The sequence below is a fragment of the Dyella sp. SG562 genome (assembly GCF_011759495.1).
Classification (GTDB): domain Bacteria; phylum Pseudomonadota; class Gammaproteobacteria; order Xanthomonadales; family Rhodanobacteraceae; genus Dyella_D; species Dyella_D marensis.
The window spans coordinates 58,972-73,172 of record NZ_JAAOYS010000005.1 but is presented as its reverse complement, the minus strand read 5'-3'; the positions used below and the strand labels follow the sequence as shown (position 1 = coordinate 73,172).

The 14,201-nt window shown below is 66.0% G+C and carries 12 protein-coding genes and 3 tRNA genes; 11 read left to right on the top strand and 4 right to left on the bottom strand.

Annotated elements, in window-relative coordinates; all coding sequences use genetic code 11:
• Window positions 1–171 precede the first annotated feature (171 nt).
• The 7 genes from clpP to FHW84_RS11360 all read left to right on the top strand — a co-directional run bounded on the left by clpP (window position 172) and on the right by FHW84_RS11360 (window position 7,722).
• On the top strand, window positions 172–801 hold the full coding sequence (gene clpP, locus FHW84_RS11390) for an ATP-dependent Clp endopeptidase proteolytic subunit ClpP (RefSeq protein ID WP_167255536.1): 630 nt from the start codon (window positions 172–174) through the stop codon (window positions 799–801).
• A gap of 104 nt (window positions 802–905) precedes the next feature.
• On the top strand, window positions 906–2,201 hold the full coding sequence (gene clpX / locus FHW84_RS11385) for an ATP-dependent Clp protease ATP-binding subunit ClpX (protein ID WP_167255534.1): 1,296 nt from the start codon (window positions 906–908) through the stop codon (window positions 2,199–2,201).
• A gap of 218 nt (window positions 2,202–2,419) precedes the next feature.
• On the top strand, window positions 2,420–4,930 hold the full coding sequence (gene lon / locus FHW84_RS11380) for an endopeptidase La (protein ID WP_167255532.1): 2,511 nt from the start codon (window positions 2,420–2,422) through the stop codon (window positions 4,928–4,930).
• Window positions 4,931–5,273: 343 nt separating this feature from the next.
• Window positions 5,274–5,546, top strand: coding sequence for an HU family DNA-binding protein (locus tag FHW84_RS11375; protein WP_019465590.1), 273 nt, complete (start codon window positions 5,274–5,276; stop codon window positions 5,544–5,546).
• A 20-nt stretch (window positions 5,547–5,566) separates the two neighbouring features.
• Window positions 5,567–5,641 (top strand) — tRNA-Val (locus FHW84_RS11370).
• 9 nt (window positions 5,642–5,650) lie between these two features.
• Window positions 5,651–5,727, top strand: a tRNA-Asp gene (locus FHW84_RS11365).
• A gap of 90 nt (window positions 5,728–5,817) precedes the next feature.
• Window positions 5,818–7,722: a SurA N-terminal domain-containing protein gene (locus FHW84_RS11360; RefSeq protein WP_167255530.1), complete on the top strand. Its 1,905-nt coding sequence runs from the start codon at window positions 5,818–5,820 to the stop codon at window positions 7,720–7,722.
• Window positions 7,723–7,985: 263 nt separating this feature from the next.
• Here the strand turns inward: FHW84_RS11360 and FHW84_RS11355 are convergent, their stop codons facing one another.
• Together FHW84_RS11355 and gloB are read right to left on the bottom strand one after the other, a co-directional pair.
• Window positions 7,986–9,218: a LysM peptidoglycan-binding domain-containing protein gene (locus FHW84_RS11355; protein ID WP_343203594.1), complete on the bottom strand. Its 1,233-nt coding sequence runs from the start codon at window positions 9,216–9,218 to the stop codon at window positions 7,986–7,988.
• Window positions 9,215–9,979: a hydroxyacylglutathione hydrolase gene (gloB, locus tag FHW84_RS11350; protein ID WP_167255528.1), complete on the bottom strand. Its 765-nt coding sequence runs from the start codon at window positions 9,977–9,979 to the stop codon at window positions 9,215–9,217. The genes FHW84_RS11355 and gloB overlap by 4 nt, the downstream gene beginning before the upstream one ends.
• 203 nt (window positions 9,980–10,182) lie before the next feature.
• Between gloB and FHW84_RS11345 the strand changes: the two genes are divergently transcribed.
• The 3 genes from FHW84_RS11345 to dnaQ are packed head-to-tail and all read left to right on the top strand — an operon-like array spanning window position 10,183 to window position 12,076.
• Entirely contained in the window at window positions 10,183–10,875 is a 693-nt protein-coding gene (locus FHW84_RS11345; RefSeq protein WP_167255526.1) for a methyltransferase domain-containing protein, read from the top strand.
• Between the two features lie 23 nt (window positions 10,876–10,898).
• Entirely contained in the window at window positions 10,899–11,342 is a 444-nt protein-coding gene (rnhA, locus tag FHW84_RS11340; protein WP_167256002.1) for a ribonuclease HI, read from the top strand.
• Entirely contained in the window at window positions 11,339–12,076 is a 738-nt protein-coding gene (gene dnaQ / locus FHW84_RS11335; protein WP_167255524.1) for a DNA polymerase III subunit epsilon, read from the top strand. The genes rnhA and dnaQ overlap by 4 nt, the downstream gene beginning before the upstream one ends.
• Before the next feature lie 509 nt (window positions 12,077–12,585).
• Here the strand turns inward: dnaQ and FHW84_RS11330 are convergent.
• Window positions 12,586–12,675: transfer RNA gene (locus FHW84_RS11330), tRNA-Ser, on the bottom strand.
• Window positions 12,676–12,787: 112 nt separating this feature from the next.
• On the opposite strand from FHW84_RS11330, the gene FHW84_RS11325 reads away from it, so the two are divergent.
• The gene (locus FHW84_RS11325; protein ID WP_167255522.1) at window positions 12,788–13,489 is read left to right on the top strand and encodes a protein phosphatase 2C domain-containing protein; all 702 of its coding nucleotides are present in this window, start codon (window positions 12,788–12,790) and stop codon (window positions 13,487–13,489) included.
• A 5-nt stretch (window positions 13,490–13,494) separates the two neighbouring features.
• On the opposite strand, the gene lepB is transcribed toward FHW84_RS11325, so the two are convergent.
• Window positions 13,495–14,169, bottom strand: coding sequence for a signal peptidase I (gene lepB / locus FHW84_RS11320; protein ID WP_167255520.1), 675 nt, complete (start codon window positions 14,167–14,169; stop codon window positions 13,495–13,497).
• Between the last annotated feature and the right edge of the window lie 32 nt (window positions 14,170–14,201).

Sequence of the window (14,201 nt, the reverse complement as noted above, 5' to 3'; positions counted from 1 at the left end):
TTGGAGTTTTGAGGAGTCGACGCGGCCGGCCTTGATGGTCTGGCCGCGGAGCGGGCAGCGACGAACCACGTGCCGCAGGAACGCGCGATTTCCGCCCGGATGGCGGTTTGGCGCGGTTTCCAGCACGATCCATCAGCAATGTCAGGCGTATCAACCCGGAGAGCGACAAGCATGGCCATGGACCCGATCCAGAACCTCAACCTGGTCCCCATCGTCGTCGAGCAGACGGCGCGTGGCGAGCGTTCGTACGACATTTATTCGCGCCTGCTGAAAGAGCGCGTGATCTTCCTCGTCGGCGAAGTCAACGACCAGGTTGCCAACCTGCTGGTCGCGCAGATGCTGTTCCTGGAGTCCGAAAACCCGGACAAGGACATCCATCTGTATATCAACAGCCCGGGCGGTGCGGTTACCGCCGGCCTGGCGATCTACGACACCATGCAGTTCATCAAGCCCGACGTCAGCACCATGTGCGTGGGCCAGGCCTGCAGCGCCGCCTCGCTGCTGCTGATGGCCGGCGCCAAGGGCAAGCGCTATTCGCTGCCCAATTCGCGCGTGATGATCCACCAGCCGTCGGGCGGCGCCCGCGGCCAGGCCACGGATATCGAGATCCAGGCCCAGGAAATCCTGTACCTGCGCCGCCGCCTTAACGATATTTACGTACAGCACACCGGCCAGCCGCTGGACAAGATCGAGCGGGACATGGAGCGCGACCGCTTCATGAGCGCCGAGGCCGCCCGCGACTACGGCCTGATCGACCAGGTGCTGGACCGCCGCGCCGGCGAAACGGTCAAGTCCGCCTGATCCGCGGCCGTTACAGTGCTTGAGGGCCGGGTTCTGCGTCTGGAATCGGACGCGGAACCCTGTGCTATTCTCGCGTCGCAACCGATTTACAGCAGGGTTACAGCATGACTGACGAGCGGCAGGGCCGTTCCAACGACAGCGGCAAGATTCTCTACTGCTCCTTCTGCGGCAAGAGCCAGCATGAAGTGCGCAAGCTGATCGCGGGTCCCTCCGTGTTCATCTGCGACGAGTGCGTGGAGCTTTGCAACGACATCATCCGCGAGGAGCTGGAGGAGAAGGCCGCCTCCGGGCGCAGCCAGCTGCCCAAGCCGCGCGAGATCATGGAGACGCTCGATCAGTACGTGGTCGGCCAGACCCGCGCCAAGAAGGCGCTGGCGGTGGCCGTGTACAACCACTACAAGCGCATGGAATCGCGCCAGAAGAGCGACGACGTCGAACTGGGCAAGTCCAACATCCTGCTGATCGGCCCGACCGGCTCCGGCAAGACGCTGCTGGCCGAGACGCTGGCGCGCCTGCTCAACGTGCCGTTCACGATCGCCGACGCCACCACGCTGACCGAAGCCGGCTACGTGGGCGAGGACGTGGAAAACATCATCCAGAAGCTGCTGCAGAAGTGCGACTACGACGTCGACAAGGCGCAGTCGGGCATCGTCTACATCGACGAAATCGACAAGATCTCGCGCAAGAGCGAGAACCCGTCGATCACCCGCGACGTGTCCGGCGAAGGCGTGCAGCAGGCCCTGCTGAAGCTGATCGAAGGCACGCTGGCCTCGGTGCCGCCGCAGGGCGGCCGCAAGCATCCGCAGCAGGAATTCCTGCAGGTCGACACCAAGAACATCCTCTTCATCTGCGGCGGCGCGTTCGCCGGACTGGAGAAGGTGATCCAGCAGCGTTCCGAAACGACCGGCATCGGCTTCTCCGCCGAAGTGCGCAGCAAGGAGCGCACCGAGAACCTCGGCAAGGTGCTGGCGGACGTGGAGCCGGCGGACCTGGTCCGCTTCGGCCTGATCCCGGAATTCGTCGGCCGCCTGCCGGTGGTCGCGACCCTGGACGAGCTCGACGAGCCGGCCCTGGTGAAGATCCTCACCGAGCCGCGCAACGCCGTCACCAAGCAGTTCAAGAAGCTGTTCGAGATGGAAGGCGTGGAGCTGGAATTCCGCCCGGAGGCCCTGCAGGCGATCGCCCGCAAGGCGCTCAAGCGCAAGACCGGCGCGCGCGGCCTGCGCACGATCCTGGAGCAGGTGCTGCTCGACACCATGTACGAGCTGCCCTCGCTGGAGCACGTCAGCAAGGTGGTCGTGGACGACGCCGTCATCAACGGCCAGGCCGAGCCCTACCTGATCTATCGCGGCAACCTGCAGCAGCAGCGCGTGGCGGGCGAGAGCGGCGACGCGGCCTGAACAGTCTTTCCAGGCTGAACGAACGGCTCCGGCGCCATCCGGGGCCGTTTTTTTTGCGGCCCAGGTTTTCGTGGCTGTTTCATTGCTACAGGCCGTTTTGCTTTTCGTTGCCGCGCATGCACTTGTATGACAACGCCCCGGCCTCCACTTGACGATCAGATGCCTCCGGCGCAGTGTCGGGGCGTAGTCGTTTTAGTCCCCAGAGGGAACCATTTCACATGGCAAAAAATGCCCCCCTTCCCGTCGCCACCGGTGCCGCGCTGGACGCGCTTCCGGTCCTGCCGCTGCGCGACGTGGTGGTCTATCCGCACATGGTCATCCCGCTGTTCGTGGGCCGCGACAAATCGATGCGCGCTTTGGAGCGCGCCATGGAAGGCGAGCGCCAGATCCTGCTGGTGGCGCAGAAGAGCCCGGACATCGACGACCCCGCGGTCGCCGACCTGCATCAGATCGGCACGCTCGCCGGCGTGCTGCAGCTGCTGAAGCTGCCCGACGGCACCGTGAAGGTGCTGGTCGAGGGCCAGGCGCGCGTATCCGTCGAGAAGTACCAGGAAGACGGCGGCATGCTGATGGCGACCTCACGCATCATCGAGCCGCAGTACAGCGCCAAGGAGCGCGAGCTCGACGTGGTGTCGCGCACGCTGGTCTCGCTGTTCGAGCAGCTGGTGAAGCAGAGCCGCAAGCTGCCGCCGGAAGTGCTGGCCACCTTGTCCGGCATCGACGATCCCTCGCGCCTGGCCGACTCCATCGCCGCGCATCTGTCCGTGCGCATGGCCGACAAGCAGAAGGTGCTGGAAACCGCCGACGTCGGCCAGCGCCTCGAATTGCTGATCGGCCTGGTCGACGGCGAGATGGATCTGCAGCAGGTGGAAAAGCGCATCCGCGGCCGCGTGAAGTCGCAGATGGAGAAGAGCCAGCGCGAGTACTACCTCAACGAACAGATGAAGGCCATCCAGAAGGAGCTCGGCGAGAGCGAGGAAGGCCCGAACGAAGTCGAGGAACTGCAGAAGAAGATCGACAACGCCGGCATGCCCAAGCCGGTGCTGGCCAAGGCGCGCCAGGAATTCAGCAAGCTGCGCCAGATGTCGCCGATGTCGGCCGAAGCCACGGTGGTGCGCAACTACCTCGACTGGCTGGTCGGCGTGCCGTGGAAGAAGCGCAGCAAGGTGCGCAAGGACCTGCAGCTGGCGCAGGACGTGCTCGATGCCGACCACTTCGGCCTGGAGAAGGTCAAGGAGCGCATCCTCGAATACCTCGCCGTGCAGCAGCGCGTGAACACCATGAAGGGCCCGATCCTGTGCCTGGTCGGCCCGCCCGGCGTGGGCAAGACCTCGCTCGGCCAGTCCATCGCCAAGGCGACCAACCGCAAGTTCGTCCGCATGAGCCTGGGCGGCGTGCGCGACGAGGCCGAGATCCGCGGCCATCGCCGCACGTACATCGGTTCGATGCCGGGCCGCATCGTGCAGAACTTGAACAAGGTCGGCACCAAGAACCCGCTGTTCGTGCTGGACGAAATCGACAAGATGTCGATGGACTTCCGCGGCGATCCGTCCTCGGCCCTGCTCGAGGTGCTGGATCCGGAACAGAACCACACCTTCAACGACCATTACCTGGAGGTCGATCTCGACCTGTCCGAGGTGATGTGGATCGCCACCGCCAACTCGCTCAACATCCCCGGCCCCTTGCTGGACCGCATGGAAGTCATCCGCATCCCCGGCTACACCGAGGATGAGAAGCTGGGAATCGCGCAGAAGTACCTGCTGCCGAAGCAGCTGAAGGCCAATGGCCTGAAGCCGGAAGAACTCAGCGTGGACGGCGAAGCCATCCGCGACATCGTGCGCTACTACACGCGCGAATCCGGCGTGCGCAACCTCGAGCGCGAGGTGTCCAAGATCTGCCGCAAGGTGGTGAAGGAGCTCACCCTGGGCGAGGCGAAGAAGGTGTCGAAGGCCAAGGCCGCCAAGCCGGAAACGGCGAAGACCGCCAAGGCGAAGAAGCCGTCGGCGATCAAGGTCACCTCCGGGAACCTCGAGCATTACCTCGGCGTGCGCCGCTTCGATTTCGGCCGCAAGGAACTGCAGAACGAAGTGGGCCTGGTCACCGGCCTGGCGTGGACGCAGGTGGGCGGCGATCTGCTCAGCATCGAAGCCTCGATCGTGCCGGGCAAGGGCCGCCTGGTGCATACCGGCCAGCTCGGCGACGTGATGAAGGAATCGATCCAGGCGGCGCTCTCCGTGGTGCGCGCACGCGCGGACCGCTTCGGCATCGACCCGGAATTCCACCAGAACCTGGACATCCACATCCACGTGCCGGAAGGCGCCACGCCGAAGGACGGCCCGAGCGCGGGCATCGCCATGTGCACGGCGCTGGTGTCGGCCTTGACCAAGGTGCCGGTGCGCTCCGAAGTGGCGATGACCGGCGAGATCACCCTGCGCGGCCGCGTGCTGCCGATCGGTGGCCTCAAGGAGAAGCTGCTGGCGGCGCATCGCGGCGGCATCACCACGGTGATCATTCCGGAAGAGAACAAGAAGGACCTCGCCGACATTCCGTCCAACATCACCGGCCAGCTGGAGATCCACGCGGTGCGCTGGATCGACGAAGTGCTCGACATCGCGCTGGAGCGTCCGCTGCAGCCGCGCCAGGCCGGCGAAGCGGAAGCTGCCGCGAAGGTCGAGAAGAAAGTCGACGGCAACGAAGACTCCGCCGAGACGCCCGTTCGTCCGCACTGAGCGGCGCACTGGTCATCGTAAGCAAGCCGAAGTGGCATGCCTCTGGCATGCCACTTTTTTGTTGCGCGAATACTGCTTCGCATGTGCGCCGGGTAACGTTTCGCACCCCTTCCGGCAAGTGCCGGCGAGACCTTCGAAAAGCCTGAAAGCCTTGGTATTGCTTGTATTGCGGACCCTAGGGGCCACTGGTATAAAGAGCGGCACCGCAATCCAGGCGCGTCGTCGTCAAGCGCATGATGCGGGGTCGCGGGGCGGCGCCCACCGGTCGCCAAATCATCCTAGTCGGCGTCGTCTCGTCCCAGACTGACCACGCGGGCCGCATAACGTTTAAGGGAGTGTCTCAATGAATAAAACCGATCTGATCAATGCCATTGCCGAGAAGGCCGAACTCACCAAGGCCGACGCCGGCCGCGCGCTCGAGGCTTTCTTCGAGACCGTGCAGAAGGCGCTGAAGAAGGGTGACGATGTGTCGGTCGTGGGCTTTGGCACGTTCACCGTGCGCAAGCGCGCCGCCCGTACCGGCCGCAACCCGCGCACCAACGAGACGATCAAGATCAAGGCCTCGAAGGTTCCGGCTTTCAAGGCTGGCAAGACCCTGAAGGATGCCCTAAACTAAGCGGCTTCTCGCTTGGTTTCGGGTGCTTAGCTCAGCGGTAGAGCACCGCCCTTACAAGGCGATGGTCGTAGGTTCGATCCCTACAGCACCCACCAGAAAACTGCGGAGCGGTAGTTCAGTCGGTTAGAATGCTGGCCTGTCACGCCGGAGGTCGCGGGTTCGAGTCCCGTCCGCTCCGCCACAGTTCGCAAGGGCGCCCGCGTGGCGCCCTTGCTTTTTATGGACCGCGCCGGGTCGGGCGCACTTGATCAACCCTGACGGGAAGATTCCCATGTTGCAGGCACTACGTACCAAGCTGCACGGCTGGCCGTCGATCATCATCCTCGGCATCTGTGTCTTCGCCATCTCGTTCTTCGGCATCGAGTCGTATTTCATGTCGCACACCGAGACCTTCGTGGCGAAGGTGGGCAAGCATGAGATCTCCCAGCAGGACTTCCAGCAGCGCATGAACAACCTGCGCCAGCAGATGGTCCAGCAGCAGGGCGAGCAGTTCGACCCCGCCGCGTTCGAGAAGCCGGAGAACAAGCTGCGCGTGGTCAACGCGATGATCGACCAGCGCCTGCTGGTGGATGCCGCCGAGAAGATGGGCATGCGCATCTCCGACCAGCAGCTGCGCGACGCCATCATGGCTTTCCCGGGCCTGCAGCAGAACGGCAAGTTCGACGCCGGCCTGTACCGCGCCTTCCTCGCCGGCATGGGCCGCACGCCCGGCCAGTTCGAGGCGGAGCTGCGCAACGAGCTCGACGTCGCCCAGCTGCCCGACGCGATCACCGCGTCCACCCTGGTCACCGACGCCGACATCGACCGCTACCTCAACCTGAGCATGCAGCGCCGCGACCTGCGGTACTTCGCGCTGCCGCGCCCGGCGCTGACCGACGTCAAGGTCGACGACGCGCAGATCGACGCCTACTACAAGTCGCACCAGGGCGACTTCATGAATCCCGAGCAGGTCTCGGTGAAGTACATCGAAGTCAGCGGCGACGACCTGAAGCTGGATACCCAGCCCAGCGAGGACGACCTCAAGAAGCGCTACGAGGAAGGCAAGCAGCGCTTCATGATGCCGGAGCAGCGCCTGGTCTCGCACATCCTGGTGAACGTGCCGAAGAACGCTTCGCCGGAGCAGCAGAAGGCCGCGCTGGCCAAGGCCGAGCAGCTGGCCGGCGAAGCGACGCCGGACAACTTCGCCAAGCTGGCCGGGCAGTCCTCCGACGACCTGGGTTCCAAGCGCACCGGCGGCGATCTCGGCTGGCTGGAGAAGGGCGTGGCCAACCCCGCCTTCGACGAGGCGCTGTTCAAGCTGCAGAAGGGCCAGGTGTCCAAGCCCGTGCTGTCCGACGAGGGCTATCACGTGCTGTGGCTGCGCGACGTGCGCAACGGCCAGCCCAAGCCGTTCGCCGAGGTGCGCGAGCAGCTGGTGAAGGAAGCGCTCACCGGCGACCGCGACCGCAAGTACAACGAGATCGCCGGCAAGCTCACCGACAGCGCCTACCAGAACCCGGGTTCGCTGGAACCCGCCGCGCAGGCGCTGGGCCTGCCGATCAAGACCACCGAGCTGTTCGCGCGCCAGGGCGGGGCGGGCATTGCCGCCAACCCGAAGGTGGCGCAGGCCGCATTCGCCGACGACGTGCTGGCGCAGGGCAACAATTCCGGCCTGATCGACCTGGGCAACGACCACGCCGTGGTGATCCACGTCGACAAGCACGTCTCCGCCGCGGTCAAGCCGCTGGCCGAGGTGCGCGACACCGTGCGCCAGAAGATCCTGGACGAGCGCGTCGCCGCCGCCGCCAAGGCCAAGTCCGACGAGCTGCTGGCCCGCCTGCAGAAGGGCGAGGACATCGCCGCCGTGGCCGCCTCGGTCGGCGCGCCGCTGAAGACTTCCGCCGAAGCCACCCGCGGCTCGGCCGACGTGGCGCCGGAGCTGCTGGACGCCGCGTTCAAGCTGCCGCATCCCGCGCCGGGCAAGCCGCAGTTCACCAGCGTGGCGCAGCTGGACGGCTCCTACGACCTGGTGGCGCTGGACAAGGTGCAGGACGCCGACCTGTCCAAGCTGCCGGCCCAGCAGCGCGACATGCTGCGCCAGCAGATGGCGCGCGTGTACGGCGCCTCGGCGACGCAGGAGTTCATCGACGCGCTGAAGGCGAAGACCGAGATCAAGGTCGCTACGGATCGCATGTAAGCGACCTGGCAGCGCAACGGAAAAGGCGGCCGCGAGGCCGCCTTTTTTGTTTCCGGCCACGATGGCACCTATTGCCGTCATTCCGGCGCAGGCCGCAATCCGGTGGCGTCACGGTCCGATGCCGCGATACCGCCAGGGGCTCCGGTATTGCGGTGATGCACCGATAACCGAGCGTGAGGATGGCGCCGCCGCGTCCGCCATCAGCGGACGCGCCGCGCGGGCGCGCCATGGCGCGACGCCAGTCTGGCGCGTTGCGCGGCCGGTCAGCCCTGCGCGCTGAGCTTCAGCACCTGGCCCAGCCGCAGCGTGGAGCTCTGCAGCCCGTTCCAGCGCTTGATCTGGTTGACGTCCAGCGAATAGTGGCGCGCGATGTTCCACAGCGTTTCGCCGGCCTTGACCGTATGCGTGCGCGAAGAAGCGGCGGCGCTGTCGTCCTGCGCGGCGGAAGGGCCGTTCGCCGCCGCGGCCAGGCGGTTGTCATTGCTGTCCGCGCTGGCGAGGTTGTTGCCGTTCTGCAGCAGCGAATTGCGGAACTGCTCGACGCGGCCGCTCGGCATCACCAGGTAGGAAGCCGCGCGCTTGTCGACATAGCCGTTGCGGAAACCGGCATTGAGGTTCTTCAGTTCATCCACCGACATGCCGGCGTGATTGGCCGCCTGCGCCAGCGGCATCGAGCGGTCCAGGTCCACCGACACCAGTTGCTGTTCCGGCGCGATCAGCGGCAGTTCCACATGGAAGCGCTGCGGTTCGCGCACCACGCAGGAAATGGCCAGCAGCTTGGCCAGGTGTTCGCGCGTGACGCGCTTGACCGGCATCTTGGGAATCGCCGGCTCCTCGCCGGGCATGCCGTAGCGGCTGACCATGCCGCGCACGGCGAACTCGCCGGCATTGAAGGCGTAGTCGGCCATGCGCCAGTCGCCGAGATCGTCGTGATAGCGCTTGAGCAGGGCCATGATGGCGTCGGTGGCAGCGGGCATGTCCAGGCGGCCGTCGAAATTCTTGTCCACGCGCATGCCCAGCGCATTGGCCGTCACCGGCATGATCTGCCACATGCCGGCCGGGTTGCCCTTCACGCCAGGCACCGGGCGGTAATGGCTTTCCACCCACGGCAGCAGGGCGAACTCGCCGGCCACGCCATGCCTGGCGGCGATCTGCTGCACGTACATCAGGCGCGGCATCACGTCGCGCATCTGCGCTTCGAAGGCGGAAGGGTTCTGCGTGTAGCGCCGGGCCCAGTCCATGATGGCCGGGTCCGCATCGCAGTCGGCCATCTGGAAGCTGCCGCGCAGCTGGTCCCACACATTGCCGCTGTCCTGCGGCGCGGCGGGTGCGTCGACGCGACTGGCAACGTTGTCCACCGCGGGCTTGCCGGATGGCTTGACCACGCGCGGGGCGCCGGCGGTGCTTGCCGGTGCCTGCTGCTGCGGCCCGCTGGCGCAGGCGGCCAGGCAGAGCGCGAGCGAAGCGGGAAGAAGACGGAGACTGGGACGTGTCATGCGCGGAACTCATCCTTGGCGGCGCGCAAAGCGGCGAAGCGCGAAACGCGGTCGTTGCCGGCGCCGTGGCGCGTACACCATTGCGCCACGGCGTCGCTGTCGACGCGCAGGAAAGGGTTGGTGGCGCGCTCGGTGGCGAGCGCCACCGGCAGCGTGGGCTGCGCGCGCTCGCGCAGGGCGTGGACCTGTTCGATGCGCTGCGCCAGCGCCGGGTTGGCCGGTTCCACCGTCTGCGCGAAGCGTCCGTTCGCGGCGGTGTATTCGTGCGCGCAGCAGACCTTCAGGTCGCCGGGCAGGTCGGCCAGGCGGTCCAGCGAGGCCAGCATCTGCTGCGGCGTGCCTTCGAACATACGGCCGCAGCCCATGCTGAACAGCGTGTCGCCGCACAGCAGCACGCCATTGCCCACGTAGGCGATATGGCTGCGGGTATGGCCGGGAATCTCCAGCACGCGGAACTGCGCCGCCGGCTGCGCGATATGCACGGTGTCGCCATCGGCCACGCGCTGCGTGACGTGGCCGATGCGCTCGTCGTGCGGCGCGTACACCGGCACCGGATGGCGCGCCAGCAATTCGCCGACGCCGCCGATATGGTCGTTATGGTGATGCGTGAGCAGCAGCGCGCGCAGGCGCAGTCCGCGCTCGGCGAGCGCGGCTTCCACGGGAGCGGCTTCGCCGGGGTCGACCGCGATCGCGTCGCCGGCATCGTCGTACAGCAGCCAGATGTAATTGTCGGCTAGCGCCGGTAGCGGTACGACGTGCAAGGGGGACTCCACTGCGTTTTCGTATCGACTGGCGCAGGCATCCGGGCTTGCGCGAAGTGCGGGACTATAAAACGGGCAGGAGGGTTGCTCGTTAGCCGGGCGTTAACCCGGGCCGGCGTGTTCAGTCTTGTGCCGGAGTAGGCGGCACCCATGTGAGCAGGGGCAGCGTTTACACTCTCCGCCTGACCGTTGGCCCCGATCTCATGCTGCAGCGCGACCCCGACATCTACGCCAGTGCGCACCTACGCCACCTGCTGGCGGAGGAAGCCGCCGCCATGGCGCCGCTGCTGCAGCGCTGCGCGGGGTCGCATGCGCTGCTGCTGTCCGCTTTGTCGCACGACCATCCGCCGGTGCTGCCTTTGCTGGGCTACTGGACGCGCATGCGCCTGGTCGGCAAGCGTTACCAGGGCGACGTGAAGGCCAGGGCCGACGAGCCCCTGCCGTTCGCCGACGACGCCTTCGGGCTGGTGCTGCTGCGCCATGCGATGGAAGTGGCGCCGGTGCCGCAGTCCCTGCTGCAGGAAGCCTGCCGCGTGCTGGCGCCGGGCGGCGTGCTGGCGGTGACCGGCCTGCATCCGCTCAGCGCCTGGCTGCCCTGGGTGTACTGGCAGCGCCGCCATACCACCATGCCGGCGATCACCTCGCCGCTGACGCTGGAGCGCTGGGTCAGGGCAGGGGAGCTGGAGATCGAACGCGTTGAGCGGGTGGGGCATGTCTGGCCCAACGCCGGCGCCAAGGCCCGCGGCGTGCATCCGCTGGGTGGCGCGTATGTGCTGATCGCACGCAAGAACCGCCGGGTGGCGATCCTGCCGAAATTGAAGCCGGCGCTGGTACCCGCGCCGGTGAACGTGAAACTCGCGCCCGGGGCGCGGCGCGGCGCCCCGTCCGACGCATGACTGACGAACCATTGCAGGTAACGATGACCGAAGTGGAAGCTTTTACCGACGGCGCATGCCTCGGCAATCCGGGGCCGGGCGGCTGGGCCGCCCTGCTGCGCGCGAAGGGGACCGAACGCCTGATCGCAGGCGGTGAGCCGGACACCACCAACAATCGCATGGAGCTGATGGCCGCGATCGCCGCGCTGGAGGCGCTGACGCGCCCGTGCAAGGTGACCCTGACCACCGACTCGCGCTACGTCATGCAAGGCATCGAGGAATGGGTGCCGAAGTGGCGCGCCAACGGCTGGAAGACCGCCGACAAGAAGCCGGTGAAGAACCAGGACCTGTGGCAGCGGCTTGCCACTGCCACCGCGACGCATCAGCTGCGCTGGCAATGGGTGCGTGGCCATAATGGCCATGTGGAGAACGAGCGCGTCGACGTGGCCGCGCGCGAACAGGCCGAGCAGTACAGGAGCACGCGATGAGGCAGATCGTCCTCGATACCGAAACCACCGGTCTTGAAGTCCGCCAGGGGCATCGCCTGATCGAAATCGCGTGCATCGAGATGGTCGAGCGCCGTCCTACCGGGCGCCATTACCAGACGTATCTCAATCCGGATCGGTTGATTGACGAGGGTGCGAAGCAGGTCACCGGTATCGAGGATGAGTTCCTGCTCGATAAGCCGCGGTTTGCCGATGTGGTCGGTGAGTTTCTGGCCTTTATCGATGGGGCTGAGCTGATCATCCATAACGCGAGCTTCGACCTGGGCTTCCTCGACGCCGAACTGGCTCGCCTTGACGGTAACTACGGCCGCATTACCGATCGCTGCCCGGTGATCGACACCCTGGCGATGGCGCGCGAGCGTTTCCCCGGCCAGCGCAACAGCCTGGACGCGCTGTGCAAGCGCTTGGGCGTGGATAACTCCGCCCGCGACCTGCACGGCGGCCTGATCGATTCCCAGCTGCTGGCCGAGGTCTACCTGGCCATGACCTCGGGGCAGGTCGCGCTGGACCTGGCGTTCGAGAGCGCGCCGGAGCAGCAGGGCGCCGCGCAGGTGATCCTGCCGGCGGTGCTTAGCCGGCGGCCGAAGGTGTTGCGTGCGAATGCCGACGAAGTGGCGGCGCATGAGCTGCGGCTGGACGCGCTGGACAAGAGTGCGGGTGGGGTGAGCATCTGGCGCAAAGAGGAAGCGGTGGTGGGGGAGGTGGCGGCTTCTTGAGGTTTGCTTGTTGCGCACGGCTGGGTCTGGAAAACGCCCCGGAAGGGGCGTTTTTTGTTTGGCTTCGATAGGGCGCGTGCTTCGGTTGGGAGGGGTGGGATTGTTCGGCCCATCCATGGGCCGAACCCCTTCGCGCTGCGCGCTACGGGGCTAGCCTGCGGCTGTCTGAATTCGCTCCCGGCGAATTCGTCGAACCGGTGACTCGGCTTGCCGAGTCACCGGTTCTCTATACCCACCTTCTCCGCCAGATACGCAAAACGCCCCGGAAGGGGCGTTTTTTGTTTGGCTTCGATAGGGCGCGTGCTTCGGTCGGGAGGGGTGGGATTGTTCGGCCCATCCATGGGCCGAACCCCTTCGCGCTGCGCGCTGCGGGGCCAGCCTGCGGCTGTCCGAATTCGCTCCCGGCGAATTCGTCGAACCGGTGACTCGGCAAGCCGAGTCACCGGTTCTCTCTACCCACCCTCTCCGCCAGATACGCAAAACGCCCCTTGCGGGGCGTTTTGCGTATCTGGCGGAGAGGGTGGGATTCGAACCCACGGTACGCTTACACGTACGCCTGATTTCGAGTCAGGTACATTCGACCACTCTGCCACCTCTCCAAAGGGGTCACACGGTGGTCCGCGCGAGCCGGCGATCATACGCCAGGCGGTTCATCGTGACAACTCCCTGGTCATGGGGCATGCTCCGCGCAGACTTTTTTTCCGGATGCCCATGATCGAGTTTGGACACGGCACCCACGTCGGCCTGCGGCGTGCGCGCAACGAGGACACCTATTACGCCGACGCGGCGCAGGGCCTGTTCCTGGTCGCCGACGGCATGGGGGGGCATCAGCATGGCGAAGTGGCTTCGGCCCTGGTGCGCGATGCGGTGGCCGACCTGGTGACCCGTGGCCACAGCCTGGTCGAAGCGATCAAGGGCGCGGACGAACGCTTGATGGCGCAGGCGCGCGGCTATCGCGATGCGTTGCCGATGGGCACCACCATCGCGGCGCTGCGGCTGAGCCCGGGCAACTACGAAGTGGCCTGGGTGGGCGACAGCCGCATCTATCTGTGGAAGGACGGGCTGAAGCAGATCAGCCACGACCACTCGCTGGTGCAGGAGCTGGTCGCGGCCGGCACGCTCGATCCGGCCCAGGCCGCACGCCATCCGCAGCGCAACGTCATCACCCAGGCGCTCGGCATCACCGCGGTGGATCAACTGCATATCGGTCTGGCGCGGGGCAAGCTCGAGCCGGGCATGGCGTTTCTGCTGTGCAGCGATGGCTTGACCGAGGAAGTGAGTGATGCCGTGATCGCCGGCATCGTGGAGCGGCGCGATCTCGCCGCGCAGGAATGTGTGGATCACCTCCTGCTCGCGGCGCTGGAAGCCGGCGGCAGCGACAACATCACGGTGATTCTCGCCCGGACCAATTGAGCGGGCTATTCCAGCCTGGCCCAATACCGCCCGCTACGCGGCAGATAGTGATGATCCGGATCGAGCGATATCGCCACGCGCGTCGCTCTTCCCGTGATCTCGTTGCGCGGAAAGAAGCCGTAGTAACGCGAATCCCGGCTGTTGTCGCGGTTGTCGCCCATCATCAGATACTGATGCGGCGGTACGGTCACCGGCCCGAAGTTGCGATCCGCGCTCGCGTTGTATTGCGACCAGCGCACCGCATGGCTGCGTCCATCGACATTCTCCGCGACATAGATCGCCGGATCCCACGTATCGTCGCCGATGCCATCGACATGCATCGGCCGGTAATCCGCAAACCGCCCGTTGACGTAAAGCCCGTTGCCGCGCAGCGCAACCACGTCGCCCGGCACGCCGACCACCCGCTTCACCAGCCGCTCGCCGGCCTTGTCCGATTCCAGCACCACGATGTCGCCTCGTGCAGGATCGCCCCGATGCAGCAGCGACACATGCGTAAACGGCAGCCGGATGTCATACGCCGCCTTGTCCACCACGATGCGGTCGCCGATGCGTATCGTCGGCTGCATCGAGCCGGTGGGCACGACATTCCAGTCCGCCACCGCGCTGCGGAACACCAGCATGCAGAACATGAAAACGATAAAGCCGCGGTTTCTCGCGAGGCATTGCTTCAGCCGTTCCATTCCCGTTCCCCTGGCATGAGGCGATAGGCGCC

Coding starts and splice junctions, on each gene's coding strand:
- FHW84_RS11325 (WP_167255522.1), top strand. CDS start 12,788: ATGATCGAGTTTGGACACGGCACCCACGTCGGCCTGCGGCGTGCGCGC.
- FHW84_RS11375 (WP_019465590.1), top strand. CDS start 5,274: ATGAATAAAACCGATCTGATCAATGCCATTGCCGAGAAGGCCGAACTC.
- FHW84_RS11345 (WP_167255526.1), top strand. CDS start 10,183: ATGCTGCAGCGCGACCCCGACATCTACGCCAGTGCGCACCTACGCCAC.
- dnaQ (WP_167255524.1), top strand. CDS start 11,339: ATGAGGCAGATCGTCCTCGATACCGAAACCACCGGTCTTGAAGTCCGC.
- lon (WP_167255532.1), top strand. CDS start 2,420: ATGGCAAAAAATGCCCCCCTTCCCGTCGCCACCGGTGCCGCGCTGGAC.
- rnhA (WP_167256002.1), top strand. CDS start 10,899: ATGACCGAAGTGGAAGCTTTTACCGACGGCGCATGCCTCGGCAATCCG.
- FHW84_RS11360 (WP_167255530.1), top strand. CDS start 5,818: ATGTTGCAGGCACTACGTACCAAGCTGCACGGCTGGCCGTCGATCATC.
- clpP (WP_167255536.1), top strand. CDS start 172: ATGGCCATGGACCCGATCCAGAACCTCAACCTGGTCCCCATCGTCGTC.
- clpX (WP_167255534.1), top strand. CDS start 906: ATGACTGACGAGCGGCAGGGCCGTTCCAACGACAGCGGCAAGATTCTC.
- FHW84_RS11355 (WP_343203594.1), bottom strand. CDS start 9,218: ATGACACGTCCCAGTCTCCGTCTTCTTCCCGCTTCGCTCGCGCTCTGC.
- lepB (WP_167255520.1), bottom strand. CDS start 14,169: ATGGAACGGCTGAAGCAATGCCTCGCGAGAAACCGCGGCTTTATCGTT.